The organism is Streptomyces sp. NPDC033180, from assembly GCF_055577645.1.
This window is the reverse complement of sequence record NZ_JBVIPU010000001.1, coordinates 340,765-363,313: the sequence shown is the minus strand read 5'-3', so window position 1 is coordinate 363,313 and position 22,549 is coordinate 340,765. Positions and strand designations below refer to the sequence as shown.

Below are 22,549 nucleotides of genomic sequence, written 5' to 3'. Positions count from 1 at the left end.
GGTACCACCCTCCTTGGCCTTCCCAGCGCGTGTGGCGCACGGGAACGCCCCCTCATTGGGGTCGCGATGCCGGGTCTAGTGGCCTCTGCGTGTGCTTCGGCTTTCTTCCGGCGGCTCCGGGGTGATCTTCGCGTCGCGCCTGCCCCCGGGCTCACACCGTCCCCGGGTCGCTCATGGCCGCGTACGCCGCTACTCGTCCCCATCCACGCTTCTCGCTCCGCTCAGTGTACGGGGCCGGGCCGGGCACGGCCGACCGGTTATTCGGGGCGGCGGGGGCTTCAGGCGTGCTGGGGGGCCTCGTCCCGGAGGGAGTCGCGGACCATCTTCCGCAGCTCCGCGCTGTCGGTGTGACCGTGGACCGACACGGCGTGCTCGCTGGCGGCGCGGACCACTTCTTCCTCTTCGCCGGAGATGGCGAGGGTGCAGTTGGTCTCGCTCGGGAACTCTCGGCAGTCGGCTGTCTTGCGCATGGCGCACCTTCTTTGGTCATGCACCAGTTTATGCCCGTTTGAGGCCTTGAAGCGGGCTGGGGTCCGACGCCGTCGCGACCGGCGGGACTGACCCGAATGGCGACATGCGGAGCGCCCGGCTCCCGGTCCGTCATGCCGGGCGGATTACCCGGCTGGGAGCTGGGCACAACGCATGCATGCTCGCCGCACGGCACCCGTGGGGCGGGCGTATCGGGCGGCGTGCCCCGTTGCCGCGGACCCTGAGTCGATTTATCGTCCCAGCACGATTGCGCGAGCAAGATCACAATATGTGAAGGGGCCGCGGCCATGGTGGCGAAAAAGACCGCCGTACAGCATTCGGCGTCGGGCAGATCCACGGGCGCGGCCACGAAGAAGACCGCCACGAAGAAGACCGTCGCCAAGAAGACCGTGGCGAAGAAGGCAGCCGCGAAGAAAGCCGTCGCCAAGAAGGCGGTCGCCAAGGTCGCCGACATCGGCAAGAAGACGGCGGCCGGTGCCGGGGAGGACGCGGCCAAGGAGCCCTCCGCGGCGAAGAAGGCGCCTGCGGCAAAGAAGGCCGCCGCAGGCAAGAAGACAGCAGCCAAGAAGACAGCTGCCAAGAAAAGCACGGCCAAGAAGAGCACGGCCAAGAAGACGGCTGCGACAGTGGCCGAGGGTGCGGCTCAGGCCGCGGAGACGACGGGAGCCACGACAGTGGTCACGAAGAAGACTCCGGGCACGGCGACGGCAGCCAAGAAGCCGACGGCGGTGCCCAAGGCGCGAATCGCGGCGGCGGAGCCCGGTGAGCTCGCGGTCCGCCCCGGCGAGGACCCCTGGACCCCGGAGGAGGTCGCGGAGGCCCGTGCCGAGCTCCAGAGCGAGGCCCTGCGGCTCAGCAGCGAGATCACCTCGTCCGAGGACGCTCTGGCGGGTCTGATGCGTGACTCCGGGGACGGCGCCGGCGACGACGACGCGGACACCGGCACGAAGAACATCACGCGGGAACATGAGATGTCCCTGGCCGCCAACGCGCGCGAGATGCTCGAACAGACGGAGCGCGCCCTGGAGCGTCTCGACGCCGGGACGTACGGCATCTGCGAGAACTGCGGCAATCCCGTCGGCAAGGCGCGGATGCAGGCCTTCCCGCGCGCGACTCTGTGCATGGACTGCAAGCAGAAGCAGGAACGCCGCTACTGAACACGGCCTGACCATCTGGTGCCGTACGTGTGTGCCGTACCCTCGTCCCCAGTCAGGTACCTAGGTTGAGGGACTCACGTGGCAGAGGCGGAGCGCATCATCGGTACGCCGGATATCCCTGAGGCTGCTGAGCCCGAGCCGGAGCAGTCCGCCTCGGGCTCCGGCGAGGCGACGGGGCAGGACGAGCAGGCCTCGGCCTCGAAGGGCGAGCAGGTTTCGCCGGACGAGGAGCGGCCCAAGGGCAAGCGCAGGATCCTCGTCCTGTTCGCGGTGGCCGTGCTGGCGTACGCCCTGGATCTCATCAGCAAGATGATCGTCGTCGCGAAGCTCGAGCACCACGAGCCGATCGAGATCATCGGCGACTGGCTCCAGTTCAACGCCATCCGGAACGCGGGCGCCGCCTTCGGGATCGGCGAGGCCTTCACCGTGATCTTCACCTGCATCGCGGCGGCCGTGATCGTGGTGATCGCCCGTCTGGCCCGCAAGCTCTACAGCCTGCCGTGGGCGATCGCTCTCGGCATGCTGCTCGGCGGCGCCCTGGGGAACCTCACCGACCGCATCTTCCGTGCCCCCGGTGTGTTCGAGGGAGCGGTGGTCGACTTCATCGCGCCGAAGGGCTTCGCGGTGTTCAATCTCGCGGACTCGGCGATCGTGTGCGGTGGCTTCCTGATCGTGATCCTTTCCTTCCGCGGCCTGGACCCGGACGGGACCGTCCACAAGGACTGAGCCCTCGGCGGGGACTCGTGGTGCGGGAGTGTCAGTGCGCTCCTGCATACTCAATGGGTGAGCACGATTCCCGAGATCCGTACCCTGCCCGTGCCGGACGGCCTGGAGGGCGAGCGCGTCGACGCCGCCATCTCTCGCATGTTCGGTTTTTCCCGCACGAAGGCCGCAGAGCTCGCGGCGGCAGGCAAGGTGATGGTCGACGGCAGCGTGGTCGGCAAGTCCGAGCGTGTGCACGGCGGCGCCTGGCTGGAGGTGGAGATGCCGCAGGCGCCCGCACCGGTGCAGATCGTCGCCGAGCCCGTCGAGGGCATGGAGATCATCCATGACGACGACGACATCCTCGTGATCGTCAAGCCGGTGGGTGTGGCCGCGCATCCGAGCCCTGGCTGGACCGGCACCACGGTGATCGGCGGCCTCGCGGCCGCCGGATATCGCATCTCGACCTCCGGTGCCGCCGAGCGCCAGGGCATCGTGCACCGCCTCGACGTGGGCACCTCCGGCCTCATGGTGGTCGCCAAGTCGGAGCGCGCGTACACCTCCCTGAAGCGGCAGTTCAAGGAGCGCACGGTCGACAAGCGCTACAACGCCCTGGTGCAGGGCCACCCCGACCCGATGAGCGGCACGATCGACGCCCCCATCGGCCGCCACCCGAACCACGACTACAAGTGGGCGGTCACGGCCGAGGGCAAGCCCTCCGTCACGCACTACGACCTCATCGAGGCGTTCCGGGCGGCCTCGCTGCTCGACATCAAGCTGGAGACGGGCCGCACGCACCAGATCCGCGTGCACATGTCGGCCCACCGCCACCCGTGCGTGGGCGACCTGACGTACGGCGCGGACCCCACCCTCGGCAAGCGTCTCGGCCTCACGCGCCAGTGGCTGCACGCGGTGCGGCTCGGCTTCGAGCACCCCGGGGACGGGCAGTGGGTGGAGTTCGAGAGCACCTACCCCGACGACCTCCAGCAGGCGCTCGACCGGGTCCGGGCCGAGAGCTCATGAGCGCCGGGGTGACCTGCCGGGTAGCGGTCGAGAGCGACGACCTGGAGGCCTGCTTCGCGGTCCGCAAGGAAGTCTTCGTCGTGGAGCAGCAGGTTCCCGAGGACCTCGAGTACGACGCGTACGACGCCGACGCGGTGCACGTCATCGCGGTCCGCGACGACGGTCTTCCGCTGGGCACGGGCCGGCTGCTCACCGGCGAGGCGGCCGCGGCCAAGAACGGCGGCGACGCCGAGGTGGGCGCGCTCGGCCGCCTCGCGGTGACCAGGGCCGCGCGCGGCCTCGGTGTGGGAGCCGCCCTGGTGCGGGCGATCGAGGACGCGGCACGCGCGCGTGGCCTCACCGCCGTGGACCTGCACGCGCAGACGCATGCGCTGGGGTTCTACGAACGGCTGGGATACGAGGTCTACGGCCCCGAGTTCCCGGACGCGGGGATCGCGCACCGGGCGATGCGGAAGGCCCTGGACTAGCGGCACCACCGGCGTTGGCCCGGTTCGGGGGGAACGCGTGGCAGGGTTGAGGTCTTGATCGTTCGAGCCTCGAACTCCTTCGCCCCGCCTCCAACCGCCTCGAACCCCCGGAGGGCGCACCGTGGACCAGCTGGCGCTGCTGCTCATTCTGTTGCTCGGTGCCGTGGTGACGGTTCCGCTGGGGGAGCGGCTCGGGCTGCCCGCGCCCGTCCTCATGACGCTGGCCGGGATCGTCCTCGCCTTCGTCAGCTGGGTACCGAACGTCGAGATCCCGCCCGACATCCTTCCGCTGGTCCTTCCGCCCTTGCTGTACGCGGCCGTCCAGCGCACCTCCTGGCGGCAGTTCACGGCCAACAGACGCCCCATCTTCCTGCTCGCCGTGGCCCTGGTCTTCGTGACCACCGCGGCGGTCGCAGCGATCGCCAACTCGGTCGTCCCCGGCCTTCCGATCGCCGCGGCCGTGGCGCTCGGCGCCCTCGTCGCTCCGCCAGACCCGGTCGCGGCGACCGCCGTCGCCGGGTCGCTCGGGCTGCCGCGACGGCTCGTGTCGATCCTGGAGGGGGAGGGCCTCTTCAACGACGTCACGGCGATCGTGCTCTACCACGTGGCGATCGCGGCGGCGATCAGCGGGACGTTCTCGTGGCCGTCGGCGGTGGGGCAGCTGGTGCTCTCCGGAGTGGTCGCCGTCGCCGTCGGCTTCGCGCTCGGCTGGCTCACCAACAAGCTGATGGGACTGCTCGGCGAGGCCACCCTGCAGACCGGCCTGACACTGCTCGTGCCCTTCGTGAGCTATGTGCTGGCCGAGGAGCTGCTCGGCTCCGGTGTGCTCGCCGTACTGACCACCGCGCTCTATCTGGCGGAGCACGGCGCCGACGCCGACGACGTGCTCGGCCGGATCACCGGGCAGACGTTCTGGCAGATCGTGGACACGCTGGTCACCGGTGTCGCCTTCGGGCTCATCGGGCTCGAACTGCACAACGTCTTCGGTACGGCGAACGGCCGTGAGCTGCAGATGATCGGCTGGGGCGCGGCGGTCGTCGCGGTCGTCGTCGGCGTACGACTGCTGTGGCTGCTGCCCGCCACCTGGCTGGCCAAGCGGCTGCACAAGCTGCGGGACTACGACGAGGACATCCCGACGACCTGGCGCGAGACCGTCGTCATGTGGTGGTCCGGGATGCGCGGCGTGGCATCGGTAGCCCTCGCCCTCGCCATTCCGCTCAAGACGGAGAACGGCGATCCCTTCCCGGCCCGCGACGAGATCATCTTCATCGCCTTCTGCGTGATCATGGCCACCCTCGTCGTCCAGGGGCTCACCCTGCCCTGGCTGGTGAAGAAGCTCGGGGTGCGGGCCGACACCGACGCCGAGCGGGCCGTCGAGCGGGACCTCGCCGTCCGGGCGGCCAAGGCGGCCAAGCGCCGCCTCAAGGAGATCGAGGAGGTCGAGGAGCTGCCGGAGGACCTCTCCGAGCGGCTGCTGCGCGGGGCCTTCGACATCGGGGCCAGGATCAGCCCCGACATCGTCGACGACGAGCGGCGCGAGCGGTACTCCAAGCGCGCCGACCGTCTCAAGGCGGTCCAGCGCATCCAGCGCGACATGATGTCGGCCGCCCGCCACGAGATCCTCGCCGCGCGCAGCGAACCCGGCGCCGATCCGGAGATCGTCGACCGGGTCCTGCACCAGCTGGACGTACGCAGCCTGCGGTCCTGAGGCGAGCCTCTGGGGTCGTCCCTCGGTGGGGCTCAGCCCCGGCCCGTGCGCGGCACGATCGGCGGGGGCGGATGCGGGCGGTCGCCGTCCGGCGGCGGTTCGGCCCAGGCCGTGTTGACCCGCGGCAACGCGTACGCGTGGTGGTCGGTCAGCCAGCGGACCAGGTGCTCGCGCACCGTCACCCGCACCGTCCAGATGTCGTCCGCGTCCTTGGCGGTGACCAGGGCGCGGACCTGGATCGTGTTCGGCGTCGTGTCCGTGACCGCGAGGCCCCAGTCCCTGCCGTCCCAGGCCGCGCACTCGCGCAGGATGTCCTGGAGCTTCTCGCGCATCTCGGTGATGGGTGCCGAGTGGTCCAGCTGGAAGAAGACCGTGCCGGTCATCTGGGAGCCGCCGCGCGACCAGTTCTCGAAGGGCTTCGACACGAAGTACGACACCGGCATCGTGATCCGGCGCTCGTCCCAGGTCCGCACGGCCAGGAAAGTCAGCGTGATCTCGTCGATCGTGCCCCACTCGCCGTCCACGACGACCGTGTCGCCGATCCGCACCATGTCGCCGAAGGCGATCTGCAGCCCCGCGAAGAGATTGGCGAGCGTGGACTGGGCTGCGACGCCCGCGACGATGCCGAGTACGCCGGCCGATGCGAGCAGGGACGTCCCTGCCGTCTGCATGGCCGGGAACGTGAGGAGCATCGCCCCGACGGCCACGACACCGACGATCGCGGTGACCACCCGCTGGATGAGTGTGACCTGCGTACGCACCCTGCGGACCCGGGCCGGATCGCGGTGGGCGTTGGCGTACTGGGCGTAGGTGGCCTCGACGATGGCGGTCGCGATGCGGACCAGGAGCCAGGCCACCGAGCCGATGAGCACCAGCGTCAGGGTCTGGCCGATGCCCGCCGAATGATCCTCGGCGATCTTGGCCTGCTCGAAGGAGCCGCGCAACAAGGTGGCGCACATGACGAGTTGGAGCGGCAGCCTGCAGCGGCGCAGCAGGCCCCACAGGGGGTTGTCGGGGTGACGGTCGTCGGCCCGGCGCAGCAGCACATCGGCCAGCCATCCCACGGCCAGCGTGAGCACGACCGAGCCGCCGACCACGATCAACGGACGCAGTACGTTCTCCATGCCCCCGAGGGTAGGTGGCACGATGGCCTCATGAACATCATGCTTTTCCACTCGACGTACGGGCTGCGGCCCGCGGTGCACGCGGCGGCCGACCGGCTGCGCGCGGAGGGACACGAGGTGTGGACGCCCGACCTCTTCGACGGGCGCACCTTCGACACCGTCGAGGAAGGCATGGCCTTCAAGGACGAGCTCGGGAAGGACGAGCTCCTGAAGCGGGCGATTCTGGCCTCCGCGCCCTACTCCGAGCGGGGTCTGGTCTACGCCGGGTTCTCGTTCGGCGCCGCCACCGCGCAGACCCTCGCCCTCGGCGACGACAAGGCGCGCGGCCTTCTGCTCCTGCACGGCACGTCCGACATCGCGGAGAACACCACGGTGGACGAGCTTCCGGTGCAGCTGCACGTGGCCGAGCCGGACCCGTTCGAGACGGACGACTGGCTGAGCGCGTGGTACCTCCAGATGGGGCGCGCGGGCGCCGACGTCGAGGTCTACCGCTATGCCGGCGCCGGACACATCTACACCGACCCCGACCTCGACGACTACGACGCGGAGGCGGCCGAGGCGACGTGGCGGACGGCGATCGGTTTCCTGGAATCCCTGTAACCCGTCACCCGGTGGCCCTCACGCGCGCGTGCAGCGGCCCACCGGGGCGCTCGCGGGCGGCTTGCACTGCAGGCCGTAGTCGCCGCCGCTGGAGCTGAGATACCGCCCGACGCATTCGTTGCCGGTGGTCCTGCCGCGCTCCTGGCAGAACCGCAGGGCGGCCCGGCCGTCCGTGAACGGCCCGGGTGCGTAGATCACCCAGAAGCCCGGCCGCAGCGAGGCGTAGTCGTCGCTGCGCAGGTACTCCGCCTCGGGGACGTCCTTGCGCACGGCCGAGAGCCGGCGGTCGCGGGCGTCCGCGCCCGTGCCGACGGGCTCGGAGAAGAGCTGTGCGATCCAGCTGCCCGACGCGGGCGGCGTCGCCGACGCCGATGCCGATGCCGATACGGATGCCGATGCCGACGGCGATGCCGACACCGACGGCGTGGTCGCATCGGGGCTTTGGCTCCGGTCAGGGCTTTCGCTCCGGTCAGGGCTTTCGCTCTGGGCGGGGCTCTTGGACTCCTCCCCGCCCGCACCGTCCCCGTCCCGCAGCGCGAGCACCAGCGCGGCACCGGCCACCAGGGCGAGCGCCACGGCAATGACCGCGACGATCACCGGCGTACGTCTTCGGGGCCCGGCGGGCGGCGGTCCCACCGTGACAGCGGGCTCCACCGGGGGAGCGGGCCCCACCGGGGGAGCGGGCCCCACCGGGGCAGCGGGGCGCTCCGCGGTCTCCGTCGGCTGCCAGGCGATGCCGTTCGCCACCGCGGCGAGCATCGCGTCCAGGCGCTCCGCGTCAGGGCGCAGCGCAGGGTCCCGCACGAGAAGGGCGCTCAGGACCGGGGCGAGGGGTCCGGAGCGCACCGGCGGCGGCACGGAGTCGTCCAGCACGGCGGCGAGTGTGGCCAGCGTCGAGGAGCGGCGCAGCGGGCTCACGCCCTCCACGGCGACGTACAGGACGAGGCCGAGCGACCAGAGGTCGGCCGCCGGGCCCTCGTCCGTGCCGCGGATGCGCTCGGGCGCGATGTACTCCGGCGAGCCGATCAGGTCGCCGGTCGCCGTGAGCTGCGTGGAACCCCGCAGCGATGCGATGCCGAAGTCCGTGAGCACCACGGAGGGGCCTGTGGAGCCGGGGGCCTCGCCTCGCAGCAGGACGTTGGCGGGCTTCACATCCCGGTGCAGGATGCCCGCCGCGTGGGCGACGCGCAGCGCCGAGAGCAGCTCACGGCCGATGCGCGCGGCCTCGTGCGGCGGCAACGTGCCCTGCTCCAGGAGATCCTGGAGCGTGCGCCCCGGCAGCAGCTCCATCACCAGCCAGGGGTGCGGGCCGGTGTCCACGATGTGATGGATCGTCACCACATGCGGGTGGTTGAGCCGGGCGAGTGCTCTGGCCTCGCGCAGCACCCGCTCCCGCAGGACGCGCGACTCCTCGCCCGTCAGCTCCCGCTCCGCGGGCCGCACTTCCTTGACGGCCACCTCGCGATGCAGCACGGTGTCGCGCGCCCGCCACACCGTGCCCATGCCGCCGCTGCCGAGCCGCTCGAGGAGCTCGAAGCGTCCGTCCACCATGTCCCCCTGGCCGCTCATGTCCCCAGCGTAGAGGGCACCACCGACACGCGTGACCCGGTCAGCGCACCGGGGATGAGGCCCGCTCGACCTTCTGGGTGCCGCTGCGGGTGCGGTACGAACGGGCCCACGAGGACGTCGCCCCGGGGTCCTTGCGGTCGGACAGGACGTAGTAGTCCATCTGGGAGCGCTCGGCGGTGACGTCGAGGACGCCGTAGCCGTGCGAGTCCATGTCCAGCCACTTCACGTGGCGGTTGGCCGCCTTGACCGCGCCCACCGCGACCAGCGAGAGGGTGTGCGGGGCGACGTGCAGCATGTCGTCCACGTTGTCGGAGGTCACGGACGTGACGACGAACTCCGTGGCCGCGGAGGGCGATCCGGGATACGTGGCGGCCCTGACCGGGACGTCGTTCGCCCAGGCCATGTGGATGTCCCCGGTGAGGAAGACCGTGTTCCGGATGGCCTTGTCGACCAGGTGGGAGATGAGCTCCTTGCGGTCGTCCGTGTAGCCGTCCCACTGGTCGCCGTTGACGGCGAGGCCCTCCTTGGGCAGGCCGAGCAACTCCGCGATGGGTTCGAGCAGGTGAGCCGGTACGGAACCGAAGGCGACCGGCGAGATCATCACCGAGGTGCCGACCAGCTTCCAGGAGGCGTCCGACGCGGCGAGGCCCGCCTTCAGCCAGTCGAGCTGGGCGCGGCCCGTGATCGTACGCTCCGGATCGTCCACGTCGCCGCTGCCGAAGCCCGCCTGCTCGGAGCGGAAGGAGCGCAGGTCGAGCAGGTGCAGGTCGGCCAGCTTGCCGAAGCGCAGGCGGCGGTAGACGGTTCCCTCAGTAGAAGGGCGTACGGGCATCCACTCGAAGTACGCCTGTTTCGCTGCCGCCATGCGCTGCGCCCAGTCGCCCTCGGTCTGAGGGGAGTGGTTCACCGCGCCGCCCGACCAGGTGTTGTCGGCGAACTCGTGGTCGTCCCAGATCGCGATCACAGGGTGGGCCGCGTGCATCGCCCGCGCGTCCAAATCGGTCTTGTGGGCGCCGTGCCGGGCGCGGTAGTCGGCGAGGCTGACGATCTCGTGCAGTGGCTGGTGCTGACGCACCCCGTACCCGGCGGCCGGGTACTCGCCGCTGGGGTACTCGTAGAGGTAGTCGCCGAGGTGCAGGACCGCGTCGAGCTCGGTGCGGGCCGCGAGGTGGCGGTACGCGGAGAAGTAGCCGGCCTCCCAGTTGGCGCAGGACACCACGCCGAACCGGACACCGGGGGCCGCCGCTTCGTGCGCGGGGGTGGTGCGGGTGCGGCCCACGGGGGAGTGGACCGGGGTGCCGCCGTCGCCGGAGCCGCCCACGGAGAAGCGGAAGTAATAGGTGGTGGCAGGGCTCAAGCCCCTTACGTCGGCCTTGACCGTGTGGTCGGCCGTGGCCCGCGCGGTCGTGCTGCCGTGGCCGACGACCTGGGTGAAGCCCTTGTCCCTGGCTATCTGCCAACTCACCTCGGTGTCGGGCCCCTTGCCGGAGCCCGGAGTGGCCTCGGGCGTCGGCGTCACGCGGGTCCACAGCAGGACGCCGTCGGGCAGGGGATCGCCGGACGCGACTCCGTGGTGGAACGCGGGCCCTTCGGCGGCGTGGGCGAGGGGTGCCGCGGCGAGCGGCGCGAGGGCCGCGGTGGCGGCAGCGGCCTTGACGACCGTACGGCGGCGCGGGGCCGGGGAGTTGAGCGGTCTGTGGGCGCTGTTTCGACTGGTCACGGGCGATCACCATACTGATCGGTAATCGCCGAGAGCGGGCGAACGACCAAACGTTCGCCCGCTCTTCCGCTGTGTGCCGCCCAGTGAGCGGATCTCAGTGAGCGGCCCTCAGTGAGCGGACTTCCGGTCCGCTCGGCCTCAGGCCTTGAGCGCCGCGTCGACGGCCTTCTTGTAGTCCTCGACCGTCGAGGGAGCGTTCTTCTTGTCGGGGCCGGTCAGCTTCTTGCCGTCCATGACGAAGGAGGGCGTGCCGTCGACGCCGTCCTTGTTGTCGTCGAACTTCTTCGCCATCTCCAGGGCCCAGCGGTCGTACGTGCCGTCCTTGACGTCCTTCGCGAAGGTCTTGCTCTTCTTGAGCTCCGGGACCTGATTCGCGATCTTGGTGAGATACGCGTCGTCCTTGAACTTGTCCTCCGTCTCGGAGGGGTGGTTCTCCTTGGAGAACAGCGCCTTCTTGTAGTCGAGGAAGGCCTGGTCGCTCACGTTCAGGGCGGCACCCATCGCACTGAGCGCGTTCTTGGAACCCTCACCCGTGAGGTTGCGGTCGAGGAACGAGGCGCCGATGAACTGGATCTTGTACTTGCCGTCCTTCAGGTCCTTGTCGACCGTCGGGCCGACCGCCTGCTCGAAGCTGGCGCAGACCGGGCAGCGCGGGTCCTCGTAGACCTTGAGGGTCTTCTTGGCGCTGTCCTTGCCGAGGACGACGGTGGTGCCGTCCGTGCCCGAGGAGTTCGCCGGCTTGACCAGCTTCTCGTCCTTGGCGGCTTCCCAGTGGCCGGGCTTGTTGGCCTGCATGACGGCGTAGCCGACGCCGCCCGCGATCGCCAGGACCGCGACGACGGAGACGCCGACGACCATCGTCCGCTTCCGCTTCTGCCGCTTGCGCTCGGCTTCCTGCTGGGCACGGATCCGCTCGCGGGCCGCCGACTTGGCCGCCTGGCTGTTGCGCTTGCTCATGATGATGTTCTCCGTAGGGGTGACATGCGTGGGGACGGTGGTGCTCAGGCGAAGACGGCCGAGCACGGCGGTCCACGCCGTCCCACGAAGTGCACGAGAAGTCGTGTACGCGCGGTCCGCACCCGGCTCGCGGGCCGCGAGGCACGCCGTACGGGCCGCGAGCGGATGCTCACGGCGGCGACCGCGATGAGCAGCGGCCGGAAGGTGGCGGCGCCCACCGCGCGCAGGACCTGGGCCAGGGCGCGCTCGCCGCGCCGCAGCCAGGCCGCCGCGAGCAGGCCCACCGCGATGTGCGCGCCGAGCAGCAGCCAGGCGGAGCCCGGATCGGCGTCGGCGAGCAGCGCGGCGGCACGGTGTCCGTCACCGCCGGTCATCTGGGCCAGCGGGGTGCCCACGCTCGCGCCGCCGCACAGCACGTCGAAGCCGACGGAGCGCAGCGGGCCCGCGACGGGACCGCCCGCCTGGCCGTAACAGACGTGCTGCCCCGTGGTGAACACCGTGTCGGCGGCCAGTTCCAGCGGGATGAGCAGGGCGGCGATCCGGGCGTACCCGCGCTCGCGCCCCGCCAGCGCGTACGCGATGACGAAGACCGTCGCGGTGATCACCGCGACGGTGGTCAGCGGCAGCGGGGCCCGGGACAGCAGGACGTGCGACGCGGCGGAGAGCGTCACGACCAGCGTCGTGAAGAGCGCCGCGCGCAGGGCTCTGAGCTGGGTCCCGGATATGTCCATAGCGCAGCCGAGTGTGCCATGTGCTCCCGTAAGGCAGCCCTAAAGGGTGCCTATGAGTTACACGGCGTCGTCTTCGTGCCTACAGACCCGGAATCCGACCGTTACGGAACAGGTCGACGAAGATCTGGTGGTCCTTGCGGGCCGTTGCGCCGTACTCGTGCGCGAAGTCCACGAGCAGGTCACCGAAGCCCTCTTCGTCCGCCGCGATGGCGGCGTCGATCGCGCGCTCCGTGGAGAACGGCACCAGGTCCGAGTGGCCGCTCTCGTCGTCCGCGGCGGAGTGCATCGTGGCGGTGGCGCGGCCCAGGTCGGCGATGACCGCGGCGATCTCGTCCCAGTCGTCGATGTCCGACCAGTCCAGGTCCACGGCGTACGGGGAGACCTCGGCGACCAGTTGTCCGGCGCCGTCCAGCTCGGTCCAGCCGAGCCACGGGTCGGCGTGCGCCTGGAGCGCGCGCTGCGAGATGACCGTGCGGTGCCCCTCGTGCTGGAAGTAGTCGCGCACCGCGCCGTCGGTGATGTGCCGGGAGACGGCCGGGGTCTGCGCCTGCTTGAGGTAGATCACGACGTCGTTCTCCAGGGCGTCGCTGTTGCCCTCGAGAAGGATGTTGTACGACGGCAGTCCCGCGGAGCCGATGCCGATGCCGCGGCGCCCCACGACGTCCTTCACGCGGTACGAGTCGGGGCGGGTGAGCGAGGACTCGGGCAGCGTCTCCAGATATCCGTCGAAGGCGGCAAGCACCTTGTACCGCGTGGCCGCGTCGAGCTCGATGGAGCCGCCACCCGGGGCGAAGCGGCGCTCGAAGTCGCGGATCTCCGTCATGGAGTCCAGGAGACCGAAGCGGGTCAGCGAGCGCGCGTCGCGCAGCGCGTCCAGGAGCGGTCCCTGGGCGGTGTCCAGGGTGAAGGGCGGCACCTCGTCGCTCTTGGCGCCGGTCGCCAGGTCGTGGATCCGCTCGCGGTACGCCGCAGCGTAGATCCGGACCAGGTCGGTGATCTGCTCGTCGCTGAGCGCCTTCGTGTACCCGATCAGGGCCACGGAGGCGGCGAAGCGCTTCAGGTCCCAGGTGAAGGGGCCCACGTACGCCTCGTCGAAGTCGTTCACGTTGAAGATCAGGCGGCCCTGGGAGTCCATGTACGTGCCGAAGTTCTCCGCGTGCAGGTCGCCGTGGATCCACACCCGTCCCGTGCGCTCGTCCAGGTACGGGCCGCCGTGCTGCTCGCGCTCCAGGTCCCCGTAGAAGAGGCAGGCCGTGCCGCGGTAGAACGCGAACGCGGAGGCGGCCATCTTCCGGAACTTCACCCGGAACGCGGCGGGGTCCGCGGCGAGGAGATCGCCGAACGCGGTGTCGAAGACGGAGAGGATCTGCTCGCCGCGCTGCTCAGCGGTGGGCTGCGGGTCCGACATCGCGGGGTGCCTCCTGGTACAGGGCGTGCATGACATTTGGGACAGGTGTTCCGACCTGTCCAATGGACGACGGTACCCCCGAGTGCCCGCCGGTTGTCACTGCCGCGGATTAGACTTCCACGCTGTCCCCCCAGACTGCCCGCAGCCTGTCGCCAAGAGTTCCCCGGAGGCCTCCCGCCGTGACCAAGCCGCCCTTTACGCACCTCCACGTCCACACCCAGTACTCGCTGCTGGACGGTGCCGCGCGGCTCAAGGACATGTTCAATGCCTGTAATGAGATGGGCATGACGCATGTCGCCATGTCCGACCACGGCAACCTGCACGGGGCGTACGACTTCTTCCACTCGGCGCAGAAGGCGGGCGTGACGCCGATCATCGGCATCGAGGCGTATGTGGCGCCGGAGTCCCGCCGCAACAAGCGGAAGGTCAAGTGGGGTCAGCCGCATCAGAAGCGCGATGACGTGTCGGGTTCGGGTGGGTACACGCACAAGACGATCTGGGCGTCGAACAGCACCGGTCTGCACAACCTCTTCCGGCTGTCGTCGGACGCGTACGCCGAGGGCTGGCTGCAGAAGTGGCCGCGCATGGACAAAGAGACGATCTCCCAGTGGTCCGAGGGCCTGATCGCCTCCACGGGCTGCCCCTCCGGAGAGCTCCAGACCCGGCTGCGCCTGGGACAGTTCGACGAGGCGGTGAAGGCCGCCGCCGAGTACCAGGACATCTTCGGCAAGGACCGCTACTTCCTGGAGCTGATGGACCACGGCATCGACATCGAGCGCCGGGTCCGCGACGACCTGCTCCGGGTCGGCAAGAAGCTCGGCATCCCGCCGCTGGTGACGAACGACTCGCACTACACGTACGCGCACGAGTCCGTCGCCCACGATGCCCTTCTCTGCATCCAGACGGGCAAGAACCTCTCGGATCCGGACCGCTTCCGCTTCGACGGCACCGGCTATTACCTGAAGTCGACGGACGAGATGTACGCCATCGACTCGTCGGACGCGTGGCAGGAAGGCTGCCGCAACACGCTCCTGGTCGCCGAGCAGATCGACACCACCGGGATGTTCGAGAAGCGCGACCTCATGCCCAAGTTTGAGATCCCGGAGGGCTTCACCGAAGTCACCTGGTTCCAGGAGGAGGTCCGGGTCGGCATGGGCCGCCGCTACCCGGGCGGTGTCCCCGAGGACCGGCAGCAGCAGGCCGAGTACGAGATGGACATCATCATCCAGATGGGCTTCCCGGGGTACTTCCTCGTGGTCGCCGACTTCATCATGTGGGCGAAGAACAACGGCATCGCGGTGGGCCCGGGCCGTGGCTCCGCGGCCGGATCGATCGTCGCGTACGCGATGGGCATCACCGACCTCGACCCCATCACGCACGGCCTGATCTTCGAGCGGTTCCTCAACCCCGAGCGCGTGTCCATGCCCGATGTCGACATCGACTTCGACGAGCGCAGGCGCGTCGAGGTGATCCGGTACGTGACGGAGAAGTACGGCGCCGACAAGGTCGCCATGATCGGTACGTACGGAAAGATCAAGGCGAAGAACGCCATCAAGGACTCCGCGCGCGTGCTCGGATATCCGTACGCGATGGGCGACCGCCTCACCAAGGCCATGCCCGCCGACGTCCTCGGCAAGGGCATCGACCTCTCCGGCATCACGGACCCCAAGCACCCGCGCTACAGCGAGGCGGGCGAGATCCGGGGGATGTACGAGAACGAGCCCGACGTGAAGAAGGTCATCGACACCGCGAAGGGTGTCGAGGGCCTGGTCCGGCAGATGGGCGTGCACGCCGCGGGCGTCATCATGTCCAGCGAGCCGATCGTGGACCACGCGCCGATCTGGGTGCGGCACACGGACGGCGTGACGATCACGCAGTGGGACTACCCCCAGTGCGAGTCGCTCGGCCTGCTCAAGATGGACTTCCTGGGCCTGCGCAACCTCACCATCATGGACGACGCCGTCAAGATGGTGCGCAACGACAAGGGCGTCGACCTGGAGATGCTCTCGCTCCCGCTCGACGACCCGAAGACCTTCGAGCTGCTCTGCCGTGGTGACACGCTCGGCGTCTTCCAGTTCGACGGCGGACCCATGCGTTCGCTGCTCCGCCAGATGCAGCCCGACAACTTCGAGGACATTTCCGCCGTATCGGCCCTGTACCGGCCGGGCCCGATGGGCATGAACTCGCACATCAACTACGCGGAGCGCAAGAACGGCCGCCAGGAGATCACGCCGATCCACCCGGAGCTCGAAGAGCCCCTGAAGGAGACGCTCGGTCTGACCTACGGCCTCATCGTGTACCAGGAGCAGGTGCAGAAGGCCGCGCAGATCATCGCCGGGTACTCCCTCGGCGAAGCCGACATCCTGCGCCGCGTGATGGGCAAGAAGAAGCCCGACGAGCTGGCGAAGAACTTCGTCCTCTTCCAGGAGGGGGCGAAGAAGAACGGCTACTCGGACGCCGCGATCCAGGCCCTGTGGGACGTCCTGGTCCCCTTCGCCGGATACGCCTTCAACAAGGCGCACTCCTCCGCGTACGGCCTCGTCACGTACTGGACCGCCTACCTCAAGGCGAACTACCCGGCCGAGTACATGGCGGCGCTGCTCACCTCGGTGAAGGACGACAAGGACAAGTCGGCCATTTACCTGAACGAGTGCCGGCGCATGGGCATCAAGGTGCTTCCGCCCAATGTGAACGAGTCCGTGCACAACTTCGCCGCCCAGGGCGACGACGTGATCCTCTTCGGCCTTGAGGCCGTCCGGAACGTCGGTACGAACGTGGTCGAGTCGATCGTCCGCTCGCGCAAGGCCAAGGGGAAGTTCGCCTCCTTCCCCGACTACCTCGACAAGGTCGAGGCCGCCGCCTGCAACAAGCGGACCACGGAGTCGCTGATCAAGGCGGGCGCCTTCGACACCATGGGGCACACCCGCAAGGGCCTGACCGCGCAGTACGAACCCATGATCGACAACGTGGTGCAGGTCAAACGCAAGGAAGCGGAAGGGCAGTTCGACCTCTTCGGAGGGGGCGAGGAGGCAGGCGGCGAGCCGGGCTTCGGGCTCGACGTGGAGTTCTCCACCGACGAGTGGGAGAAGACGTATCTCCTCGCCCAGGAGCGGGAGATGCTCGGTCTGTACGTCTCCGACCACCCGCTGTTCGGCCTGGAGCACGTGCTGTCCGACAAGGCCGACGCGGGTATCGGACAGCTCACCGGCGGTGACTACTCGGACGGCTCGATCGTCACCATCGGCGGCATCATCTCCGGCCTCCAGCGCAAGATGACCAAGCAGGGCAACGCCTGGGCGATCGCGACCGTCGAGGACCTCGCCGGCTCCATCGAGTGCATGTTCTTCCCGGCGACGTATCAGCTCGTCTCGACCCAACTCGTCGAGGACGCCGTGGTGTTCGTCAAGGGCCGCCTCGACAAGCGCGAGGACGTGCCGCGTCTGGTCGCGATGGAGCTCCAGGTCCCCGACCTGTCGAACGCGGGTACCAACGCGCCCGTCCTGATCACCATTCCGACGGTGAAGGTGACGCCGCCGATGGTCAGCCGCCTCGGCGAGATCCTCAGTCACCACCGCGGCAACAGCGAGGTGCGGATCAAGCTCCAGGGTGCGCAGAAGACGACGGTGCTGCGGCTCGACCGCCACCGGGTGCAGCCGGATCCCGCCCTTTTCGGTGACCTGAAGGTGCTGCTCGGCCCGTCCTGTCTGGCCGGGTAAGTCCCGCCGGGCACGTCGGTTCGTGGGAAGGGGCGCACCCGGAAGTCCGGGTGCGCCCCTTCACGCATATGCGCCTGTATGGGCGTCAGTTGTGGCCGAAGCGACGCTGGTGCTTGCGGGCCACCTCGGCAGGGCTGCCCTGCGACTGCACGGCGTCCTTCATCCTCGACTCGGCCTGCTCCGCCGACGACTTGGCCTGCTCCTGCGCCTGCTCCGCGGCCGAAGCGCGGTTCTGATCGCCGCCCTGCTTGCGGTTCTTGTTCTTGCCCATGGTGATCTTCCTCCTGAGGGGGATCTGGGGGCCAGGACGCGACCAGATTCACATATGGCGACAACCTGCGCATTTCAGAGAATTACCGTGCGTAATAAGCCCTGTCGGAGAGTGAAGTCGGGATACGCCACGCCGAAGATCGAGTTCCGGCCGTTAACCTCCGCAGGGTCGGGCAGACTCGAAGGAAACCCGAACCATTACTTCCAGGGAACCTCCAGGGAAAGAGGGTGGATCGCGTGGACCGCTGCATCGTCCTGGTGGACGCCGGGTATCTGCTGGGTGCCGCCGCGAGTCTCCTCGCGGGTGAACCGTCCCGGTCCCGGATCACCGTCGATCACACCGCCCTGATCCAGGGCATCCGTGAGCGCGCCGAATCCGACACCGAGCGCCCCCTGCTCCGGATCTACTGGTTCGACGGAGCCCCCGACCGCGTACCGCAGCCCGAGCACCGCAGGCTGCGTGTCATGCCGCGCGTGACGGTCCGGCTCGGCGCCCTGACCCGCAGCGACGGCCGGTGGGCCCAGAAGGGCGTCGACGCCGCCATGCACGCCGAGCTGACGGAGCTGGCCCGCAACCGCGCCTGCTCGGACATCGTGCTCATCACCGGCGACGGGGATCTGCTGCCCGGCATGATGGCCGCCAAGGAGCACGGCGTCGCCGTCCACCTGTGGGCCGTCCAGGCCGCCGACGGGGACTACAACCAGTCCGAGGACCTCGTGGCAGAGGCCGACGAGCGCCGCGTCCTGGACCGGGCCTGGATCACCAAGGCCGTACGCCCCAAGGAGCTCACCGGCGTCTGCGCGCCCCCTCCCGTACCCCGCCCCGAGATCGCCGCCATCCTCTCCGCGCCCCTGCCGGAGTCCGCGCTCGCGGCCAGCGCCCAGCGGGCCGCCGACGAGGCCGCAGGGGTCCAGCACGGCCAGCACGGGCAGCACGCCGAAGCCGGGGCCAACGGCGACAGCGGCGGCCCGCACCACATCCCGCCGGGCAAGGGCGTGCCCACCCCCAAGGACCTCGCCGCCCTGCGCGGCCCCGGCACCCAGGCCGCACAGCACCCCACCAACGCCACGCTGCGCTGGTCGTCCGACAAGGGCTGGGTCGAGCGCCCCGGCGGCGCCGCGGAGAGCCCGGAGGCCGCCGCCCTGCCGACGCTCGCCCAGCTCACCACGGCCGAGCAGCGCTGGGCCGACCGTGAGGAGGACATCACCACCGTCGGCGGTGACCCCTTCGAGGTCGGGCAGGTCTTCGCGCGCCGCTGGATGGCCCGCCTGCCGGAACAGCACAACCTCCACAAGCTCTCGACGATGTACCCGCGCATCCCGCACCGCGTCGACGGCGAGCTCCTGCGGTACGCGGCCCGCTTCGGTCTGCTCGCCCACAAGGACGACCAGATCGACGAACACGACCGGTACGCGATCCGGGCGGGCTTCTGGCGCGAGATCGACGTCCACACGGCGGTGGAGCACGCGCCGGTGGGCGACCGCTCCGGCGAGTGACCGAACAGGCACGCGAACGGGTGAGGGAACGCGTCCGCAGATGAGTGACGGAACACGTCCGCAGATGACCGATACGGGGCGTACGGGGCGCCCCGGGCGTCGCGGCGGGCACGGGACCCCGTACCCTCGTCCTTCGTGAGTACGCGCTCGGCACAGGCAGTCCGACAGGGACTCCGACAGGGTCACGGCCGCGATGCCGTCTGCGCGGTGCGCGACCTCGTCAAGACGTATCCCGCCGCCCGTGGCAGGCGCGGCACGCCCGCGACACCCGAGGTGCGCGCCACCGACGGCATCAGCCTGGAGGTCAGGCGCGGCGAGATCTTCGGCCTTCTCGGGCCCAACGGCGCCGGCAAGTCCACCCTCGTACGCCAGTTGACCGGCCTGATGCGGCCCGACAGCGGGAGCGTCGAGATCCTCGGGCACGACATCCTGCGCCACCCCGAACGGGCCGCGCGGATCCTCGCGTACCTGGGGCAGGAGTCCACCGCGCTCGACGAACTGACCGTCTCGCTCGCCGTCGAGACGACCGCGCGGCTGCGCGGCCTCGACGTCCGCGCGGCACGGGCCGAGCGGGACGGCGTACTCGACGAACTCGCGTTGACCGGCCTCGCCTCGCGTCCCCTCAAGAAGCTTTCCGGCGGGCAGCGCAGACTCGCCTGCTTCGCCACCGCCCTGGTGGGGGAGCGGCCGCTGCTCGTCCTCGACGAGCCGACGACCGGCATGGACCCCATCGCGCGGCGCGCGGTGTGGGGCGCGGTCGACCGGCGCAGGGCCGAGCGCGGCACGACGGTGCTGCTCGTCACCCACAACGTCATCGAGGCCGAGACGGTTCTCGACCGCGTCGCCGTACTCGACCACGGCAAGGTCATCGCCTGCGACAGCCCTCTGGGGCTCAAGGAACAGGTCGCGGGCGAGGTGCGGGTGGAGCTCGTCTGGCGGGAGCGGGCGCCGCTGGACGTCCCCGAAGTGCTGGCGCTTCGCTCGTCCGCGGTCGAGTCGGGGCGCCGGTGGTCCCTGCGGCTCGCGCCCGACGAGGCTCGGGCCGCTGTCGCCGCGGTCACCGGCGGGGACGCCTTTGCCTCGCTGGACGATTTCACCCTGGCCACGCCGAGCCTGGAGGACGTGTATCTCGCGCTGGGCGGGAACGGGGAGGGGCTGGTCAAGGCATGACCTTCGCCGGGCGGATGAACAGCGACAGGAAGGTTGTTCGGTGAGTGCCGTTCCCCTGGAAGCGGCCGTGCGGGCCGACGACCGCGAGTGGCAGGCCGACGCCGCCGAGCCCCTTGGGCCCCGCGCGCGGTTCTTCCCCGCGCTCGCGGCCGTCTACCGGGCGCAGCTGTCCCGGGCGCGGGTCGCCCGCATTCCGCTGCTCTTCGTGGCGACCTTCCAGTCCGTCGGGATCATGATCCTGATGCGGGGCGTCGTCGACGGGGGAGACGAGGCGCGTGCCGTGGTCGCCGGGTCCTCCGTGCTCGTCGTCGCGTTCGTCGCGCTCAACCTTCTCGCGCAGTACTTCGGGCAGTTGCGGGCCGACGGCGGCCTCGACCACTACGCCACGCTGCCCGTGCCGCCCGCATCGGTGGTCCTCGGCGCCGCGGCGGCCTACGCCTCGTTCACCGTGCCCGGCACCCTTGTCACCGCGGTCGTCGGTTGCGGTCTCTTCGGGCTTCCGCTGGCCCACCTGTGGGTGCTCGCCGCGGTGATCCCGCTGGCCGGCGCCGCGCTCGCCGGTCTCGGCGCCGCCCTCGGGCTGCTCGCGCCCCGGCCCGAACTGGCCACGTTGCTCGGGCAGTTGGGCATGTCCGCAGCGCTGCTCCTCGGTGTGCTCCCGGCCGAGCGGATGCCCGGCTTCCTGCAGTACGCCCGTGACCTGCTGCCCTCGACGTACGGAGTCGAGGCGTTCGCCCGTACCTTCGGGCCGCATCCGGACTGGGCGGCCGTGGCGCTCGATCTCGCGGTCTGCGCGGGGGTGGGCGTCGCCTCGCTGGCGATCGCCACCTGGGCGTACCGCCGTGCGGCCGTGCGCTGACGCGGTCTTCGCCGTGGCCCCGCGGGGTCCTCGCCGTGCGGTGAAGCGGTCATCGGGCAGTACTGGCACCATGTGTGGGTGACTGCACCGCTGACGCCCTCCCAGCCGCCCCACGACCAGCCCGCGCACGACCCCTGGCAGCAAGCCGCTCAGCCGTCCGGAGCCGTTCCCTCTTCGGCGTACGAGGAGGACGGTCCTGATATGAAGACCGAAGTGCGGCAGGCCGCCGTGATCGCGGTCGCGGTGGCAGTGTGCGGCGTCCTGCTCGGGCTGCTGTGGCTGTGGCTCGCGCCCCGCGTGCCGTTGATCGCGGACAGCGAGGCGGTGTTCCTCAAGGACACCGAGGGCGAGCAGGCGATCGGGGTCGACGGAACGTTCACTCTGCTCGCGCTCGCGTTCGGCGCGGTCAGCGGCGCCGTGGTGTTCCTGCTGCGCAGGCGGGGCGGCATTCCGCTGGTCGTCGGGCTGACGGCCGGGAGCCTGCTGGGGGCCGTGATCGCCTGGCGTGTGGGGATCTTCCTCGGGCCCGAGACGGATGTCGTCGCCCATGCGAAGTCCGTGGGCAAGGGCGTCGCGTTCGACGCCCCCATGGAGCTCAAGGCCAAGGGCGCGCTGCTCGCCTGGCCCGTGGCCGCGCTGCTCGTGCACCTGGGACTTACGGGCCTCTTCGGGCCGCGGGACCCTGAGCCGTACCCCATGGCGTACGGCGACGACTCAGGGCGGACCGACGGCAACCCGGCCTGAGAGATCTCAGGCCGGACGCCTACCGTGATTCGCCTTGCCTTTGCGGACCCGCCACTTCCTCTTGCGCGTCTTCTTCGACATGAGAGTGGTACTAGTCGACCCCGCGGCCCCCGTCGAGGGCCTATTCACGCCCGATCGGGGCCAGTACCGCGCCCGTGAGACGCGCCAGGTCGCCGGGGGCCAGCTCCACTTCCAGGCCCCTGCGGCCCGCCGAGACGCAGACCGTGGCGTGCGCCGACGCAGAGTCGTCCAGGACCGTGCGGAGCTTCTTGCGCTGGCCAAGGGGCGAGATGCCGCCCCGCACGTACCCCGTGGTGCGTTCGGCGGCCGCGGGGTCCGCCATCACCGCGCGCTTGCCGGAGACCGCCGTGGCCAGAGCCTTGAGGTTCAGGGTGCCCGCCACGGGGACCACGGCCACCGTCAGCTCGCCGTCGACCTCCGCGACCAGGGTCTTGAAGACCCGGTCGGGGGAGACGCCCATGGCCTGAGCGGCCTCCTCGCCGTACGAGGGGTGCGCGGGGTCGTGTTCGTAGGCATGGACCGTGTAGTCGGCGCCCGCCGAGGTGAGGGCCACCGTCGCCGGGGTGCCGCCGGCACCCGACTGCTGTTTCTTCTGCTTCTTCGCCAAAGCGCTCGCG

At 70.1% G+C, this 22,549-nt stretch carries 21 protein-coding genes; 11 read left to right on the top strand and 10 right to left on the bottom strand.

What is annotated here, in order from left to right; genetic code table 11:
* Positions 1–278 precede the first annotated feature (278 nt).
* Positions 279–470: a DUF1059 domain-containing protein gene (locus ACZ5WE_RS01720; protein WP_467689873.1), complete on the bottom strand. Its 192-nt coding sequence runs from the start codon at positions 468–470 to the stop codon at positions 279–281.
* Positions 471–776: 306 nt separating this feature from the next.
* On the opposite strand from ACZ5WE_RS01720, the gene ACZ5WE_RS01715 reads away from it, so the two are divergent.
* The 5 genes from ACZ5WE_RS01715 (at position 777) to ACZ5WE_RS01695 (ending at position 5,546) form a co-directional block, all read left to right on the top strand.
* The gene (locus tag ACZ5WE_RS01715) at positions 777–1,646 is read left to right on the top strand and encodes a TraR/DksA family transcriptional regulator (RefSeq protein ID WP_467689875.1); all 870 of its coding nucleotides are present in this window, start codon (positions 777–779) and stop codon (positions 1,644–1,646) included.
* Between the two features lie 78 nt (positions 1,647–1,724).
* Positions 1,725–2,372 carry a signal peptidase II gene (gene lspA / locus ACZ5WE_RS01710; protein ID WP_467689877.1) on the top strand — a complete coding sequence of 216 codons (648 nt, stop codon included), beginning with the start codon at positions 1,725–1,727 and terminating at the stop codon, positions 2,370–2,372.
* 57 nt (positions 2,373–2,429) lie between these two features.
* A complete protein-coding gene (locus ACZ5WE_RS01705) occupies positions 2,430–3,371 on the top strand; it encodes an RluA family pseudouridine synthase (protein WP_467689879.1) in 942 nt (313 codons plus the stop codon).
* Positions 3,368–3,838, top strand: a complete 471-nt coding sequence (locus ACZ5WE_RS01700; RefSeq protein WP_467689881.1) for a GNAT family N-acetyltransferase — start codon at positions 3,368–3,370, stop codon at positions 3,836–3,838. Before ACZ5WE_RS01705 ends, ACZ5WE_RS01700 begins: the two co-directional genes overlap by 4 nt.
* 121 nt (positions 3,839–3,959) lie before the next feature.
* Entirely contained in the window at positions 3,960–5,546 is a 1,587-nt protein-coding gene (locus tag ACZ5WE_RS01695; protein WP_467689882.1) for a Na+/H+ antiporter, read from the top strand.
* A 32-nt stretch (positions 5,547–5,578) separates the two neighbouring features.
* Here ACZ5WE_RS01695 and ACZ5WE_RS01690 read toward each other — a convergent pair whose 3' ends face one another.
* Positions 5,579–6,670 carry a mechanosensitive ion channel family protein gene (locus ACZ5WE_RS01690; protein WP_453640631.1) on the bottom strand — a complete coding sequence of 364 codons (1,092 nt, stop codon included), beginning with the start codon at positions 6,668–6,670 and terminating at the stop codon, positions 5,579–5,581.
* Between the two features lie 30 nt (positions 6,671–6,700).
* On the opposite strand from ACZ5WE_RS01690, the gene ACZ5WE_RS01685 reads away from it, so the two are divergent.
* A complete protein-coding gene (locus tag ACZ5WE_RS01685; protein WP_467689884.1) occupies positions 6,701–7,270 on the top strand; it encodes a dienelactone hydrolase family protein in 570 nt (189 codons plus the stop codon).
* A gap of 18 nt (positions 7,271–7,288) precedes the next feature.
* Here the strand turns inward: ACZ5WE_RS01685 and ACZ5WE_RS01680 are convergent, their stop codons facing one another.
* From ACZ5WE_RS01680 to ACZ5WE_RS01660, 5 genes are all read right to left on the bottom strand, one after another.
* Positions 7,289–8,839, bottom strand: coding sequence for a serine/threonine-protein kinase (locus ACZ5WE_RS01680; protein WP_467689886.1), 1,551 nt, complete (start codon positions 8,837–8,839; stop codon positions 7,289–7,291).
* 40 nt (positions 8,840–8,879) lie between these two features.
* On the bottom strand, positions 8,880–10,559 hold the full coding sequence (locus ACZ5WE_RS01675) for an alkaline phosphatase D family protein (protein ID WP_467689888.1): 1,680 nt from the start codon (positions 10,557–10,559) through the stop codon (positions 8,880–8,882).
* 138 nt (positions 10,560–10,697) lie between these two features.
* On the bottom strand, positions 10,698–11,516 hold the full coding sequence (locus ACZ5WE_RS01670) for a thioredoxin domain-containing protein (protein WP_467689890.1): 819 nt from the start codon (positions 11,514–11,516) through the stop codon (positions 10,698–10,700).
* Positions 11,517–11,560: 44 nt separating this feature from the next.
* The gene (locus ACZ5WE_RS01665) at positions 11,561–12,247 is read right to left on the bottom strand and encodes a hypothetical protein (RefSeq protein ID WP_467689891.1); all 687 of its coding nucleotides are present in this window, start codon (positions 12,245–12,247) and stop codon (positions 11,561–11,563) included.
* A 79-nt stretch (positions 12,248–12,326) separates the two neighbouring features.
* A complete protein-coding gene (locus ACZ5WE_RS01660; protein WP_467689892.1) occupies positions 12,327–13,655 on the bottom strand; it encodes a DUF2252 domain-containing protein in 1,329 nt (442 codons plus the stop codon).
* A gap of 179 nt (positions 13,656–13,834) precedes the next feature.
* Here ACZ5WE_RS01660 and dnaE point away from each other — a divergent pair, with 179 nt between their 5' ends.
* Positions 13,835–17,371, top strand: a complete 3,537-nt coding sequence (gene dnaE, locus ACZ5WE_RS01655; protein ID WP_467689894.1) for a DNA polymerase III subunit alpha — start codon at positions 13,835–13,837, stop codon at positions 17,369–17,371.
* An 85-nt stretch (positions 17,372–17,456) separates the two neighbouring features.
* Here the strand turns inward: dnaE and ACZ5WE_RS01650 are convergent, their stop codons facing one another.
* The gene (locus ACZ5WE_RS01650; protein ID WP_367040930.1) at positions 17,457–17,642 is read right to left on the bottom strand and encodes a hypothetical protein; all 186 of its coding nucleotides are present in this window, start codon (positions 17,640–17,642) and stop codon (positions 17,457–17,459) included.
* A gap of 236 nt (positions 17,643–17,878) precedes the next feature.
* Here ACZ5WE_RS01650 and ACZ5WE_RS01645 point away from each other — a divergent pair, with 236 nt between their 5' ends.
* The 4 genes from ACZ5WE_RS01645 (at position 17,879) to ACZ5WE_RS01630 (ending at position 21,911) form a co-directional block, all read left to right on the top strand.
* A complete protein-coding gene (locus ACZ5WE_RS01645) occupies positions 17,879–19,138 on the top strand; it encodes an NYN domain-containing protein (RefSeq protein ID WP_467689896.1) in 1,260 nt (419 codons plus the stop codon).
* A 135-nt stretch (positions 19,139–19,273) separates the two neighbouring features.
* A complete protein-coding gene (locus tag ACZ5WE_RS01640) occupies positions 19,274–20,308 on the top strand; it encodes an ABC transporter ATP-binding protein (protein ID WP_467689898.1) in 1,035 nt (344 codons plus the stop codon).
* Positions 20,309–20,348: 40 nt separating this feature from the next.
* Positions 20,349–21,167: an ABC transporter permease gene (locus ACZ5WE_RS01635; protein WP_399386079.1), complete on the top strand. Its 819-nt coding sequence runs from the start codon at positions 20,349–20,351 to the stop codon at positions 21,165–21,167.
* Positions 21,168–21,245: 78 nt separating this feature from the next.
* Positions 21,246–21,911: a DUF2567 domain-containing protein gene (locus ACZ5WE_RS01630; RefSeq protein ID WP_467689900.1), complete on the top strand. Its 666-nt coding sequence runs from the start codon at positions 21,246–21,248 to the stop codon at positions 21,909–21,911.
* Positions 21,912–21,917: 6 nt separating this feature from the next.
* Here ACZ5WE_RS01630 and ACZ5WE_RS01625 read toward each other — a convergent pair whose 3' ends face one another.
* The gene (locus ACZ5WE_RS01625) at positions 21,918–21,992 is read right to left on the bottom strand and encodes a hypothetical protein (RefSeq protein ID WP_467690357.1); all 75 of its coding nucleotides are present in this window, start codon (positions 21,990–21,992) and stop codon (positions 21,918–21,920) included.
* Between the two features lie 40 nt (positions 21,993–22,032).
* A complete protein-coding gene (gene ybaK, locus ACZ5WE_RS01620; protein ID WP_467689902.1) occupies positions 22,033–22,539 on the bottom strand; it encodes a Cys-tRNA(Pro) deacylase in 507 nt (168 codons plus the stop codon).
* Between the last annotated feature and the right edge of the window lie 10 nt (positions 22,540–22,549).

What these genes read in the sequence shown, in the direction of transcription:
- ACZ5WE_RS01720 (WP_467689873.1), bottom strand. Translation starts at nt 470, where the DNA reads ATGCGCAAGACAGCCGACTGCCGAGAGTTCCCGAGCGAGACCAACTGC.
- ACZ5WE_RS01715 (WP_467689875.1), top strand. Translation starts at nt 777, where the DNA reads ATGGTGGCGAAAAAGACCGCCGTACAGCATTCGGCGTCGGGCAGATCC.
- ACZ5WE_RS01700 (WP_467689881.1), top strand. Translation starts at nt 3,368, where the DNA reads ATGAGCGCCGGGGTGACCTGCCGGGTAGCGGTCGAGAGCGACGACCTG.
- ACZ5WE_RS01690 (WP_453640631.1), bottom strand. Translation starts at nt 6,670, where the DNA reads ATGGAGAACGTACTGCGTCCGTTGATCGTGGTCGGCGGCTCGGTCGTG.
- ACZ5WE_RS01685 (WP_467689884.1), top strand. Translation starts at nt 6,701, where the DNA reads ATGAACATCATGCTTTTCCACTCGACGTACGGGCTGCGGCCCGCGGTG.
- ACZ5WE_RS01680 (WP_467689886.1), bottom strand. Translation starts at nt 8,839, where the DNA reads ATGAGCGGCCAGGGGGACATGGTGGACGGACGCTTCGAGCTCCTCGAG.
- ACZ5WE_RS01670 (WP_467689890.1), bottom strand. Translation starts at nt 11,516, where the DNA reads ATGAGCAAGCGCAACAGCCAGGCGGCCAAGTCGGCGGCCCGCGAGCGG.
- ACZ5WE_RS01665 (WP_467689891.1), bottom strand. Translation starts at nt 12,247, where the DNA reads ATGGACATATCCGGGACCCAGCTCAGAGCCCTGCGCGCGGCGCTCTTC.
- ACZ5WE_RS01660 (WP_467689892.1), bottom strand. Translation starts at nt 13,655, where the DNA reads ATGTCGGACCCGCAGCCCACCGCTGAGCAGCGCGGCGAGCAGATCCTC.
- ACZ5WE_RS01650 (WP_367040930.1), bottom strand. Translation starts at nt 17,642, where the DNA reads ATGGGCAAGAACAAGAACCGCAAGCAGGGCGGCGATCAGAACCGCGCT.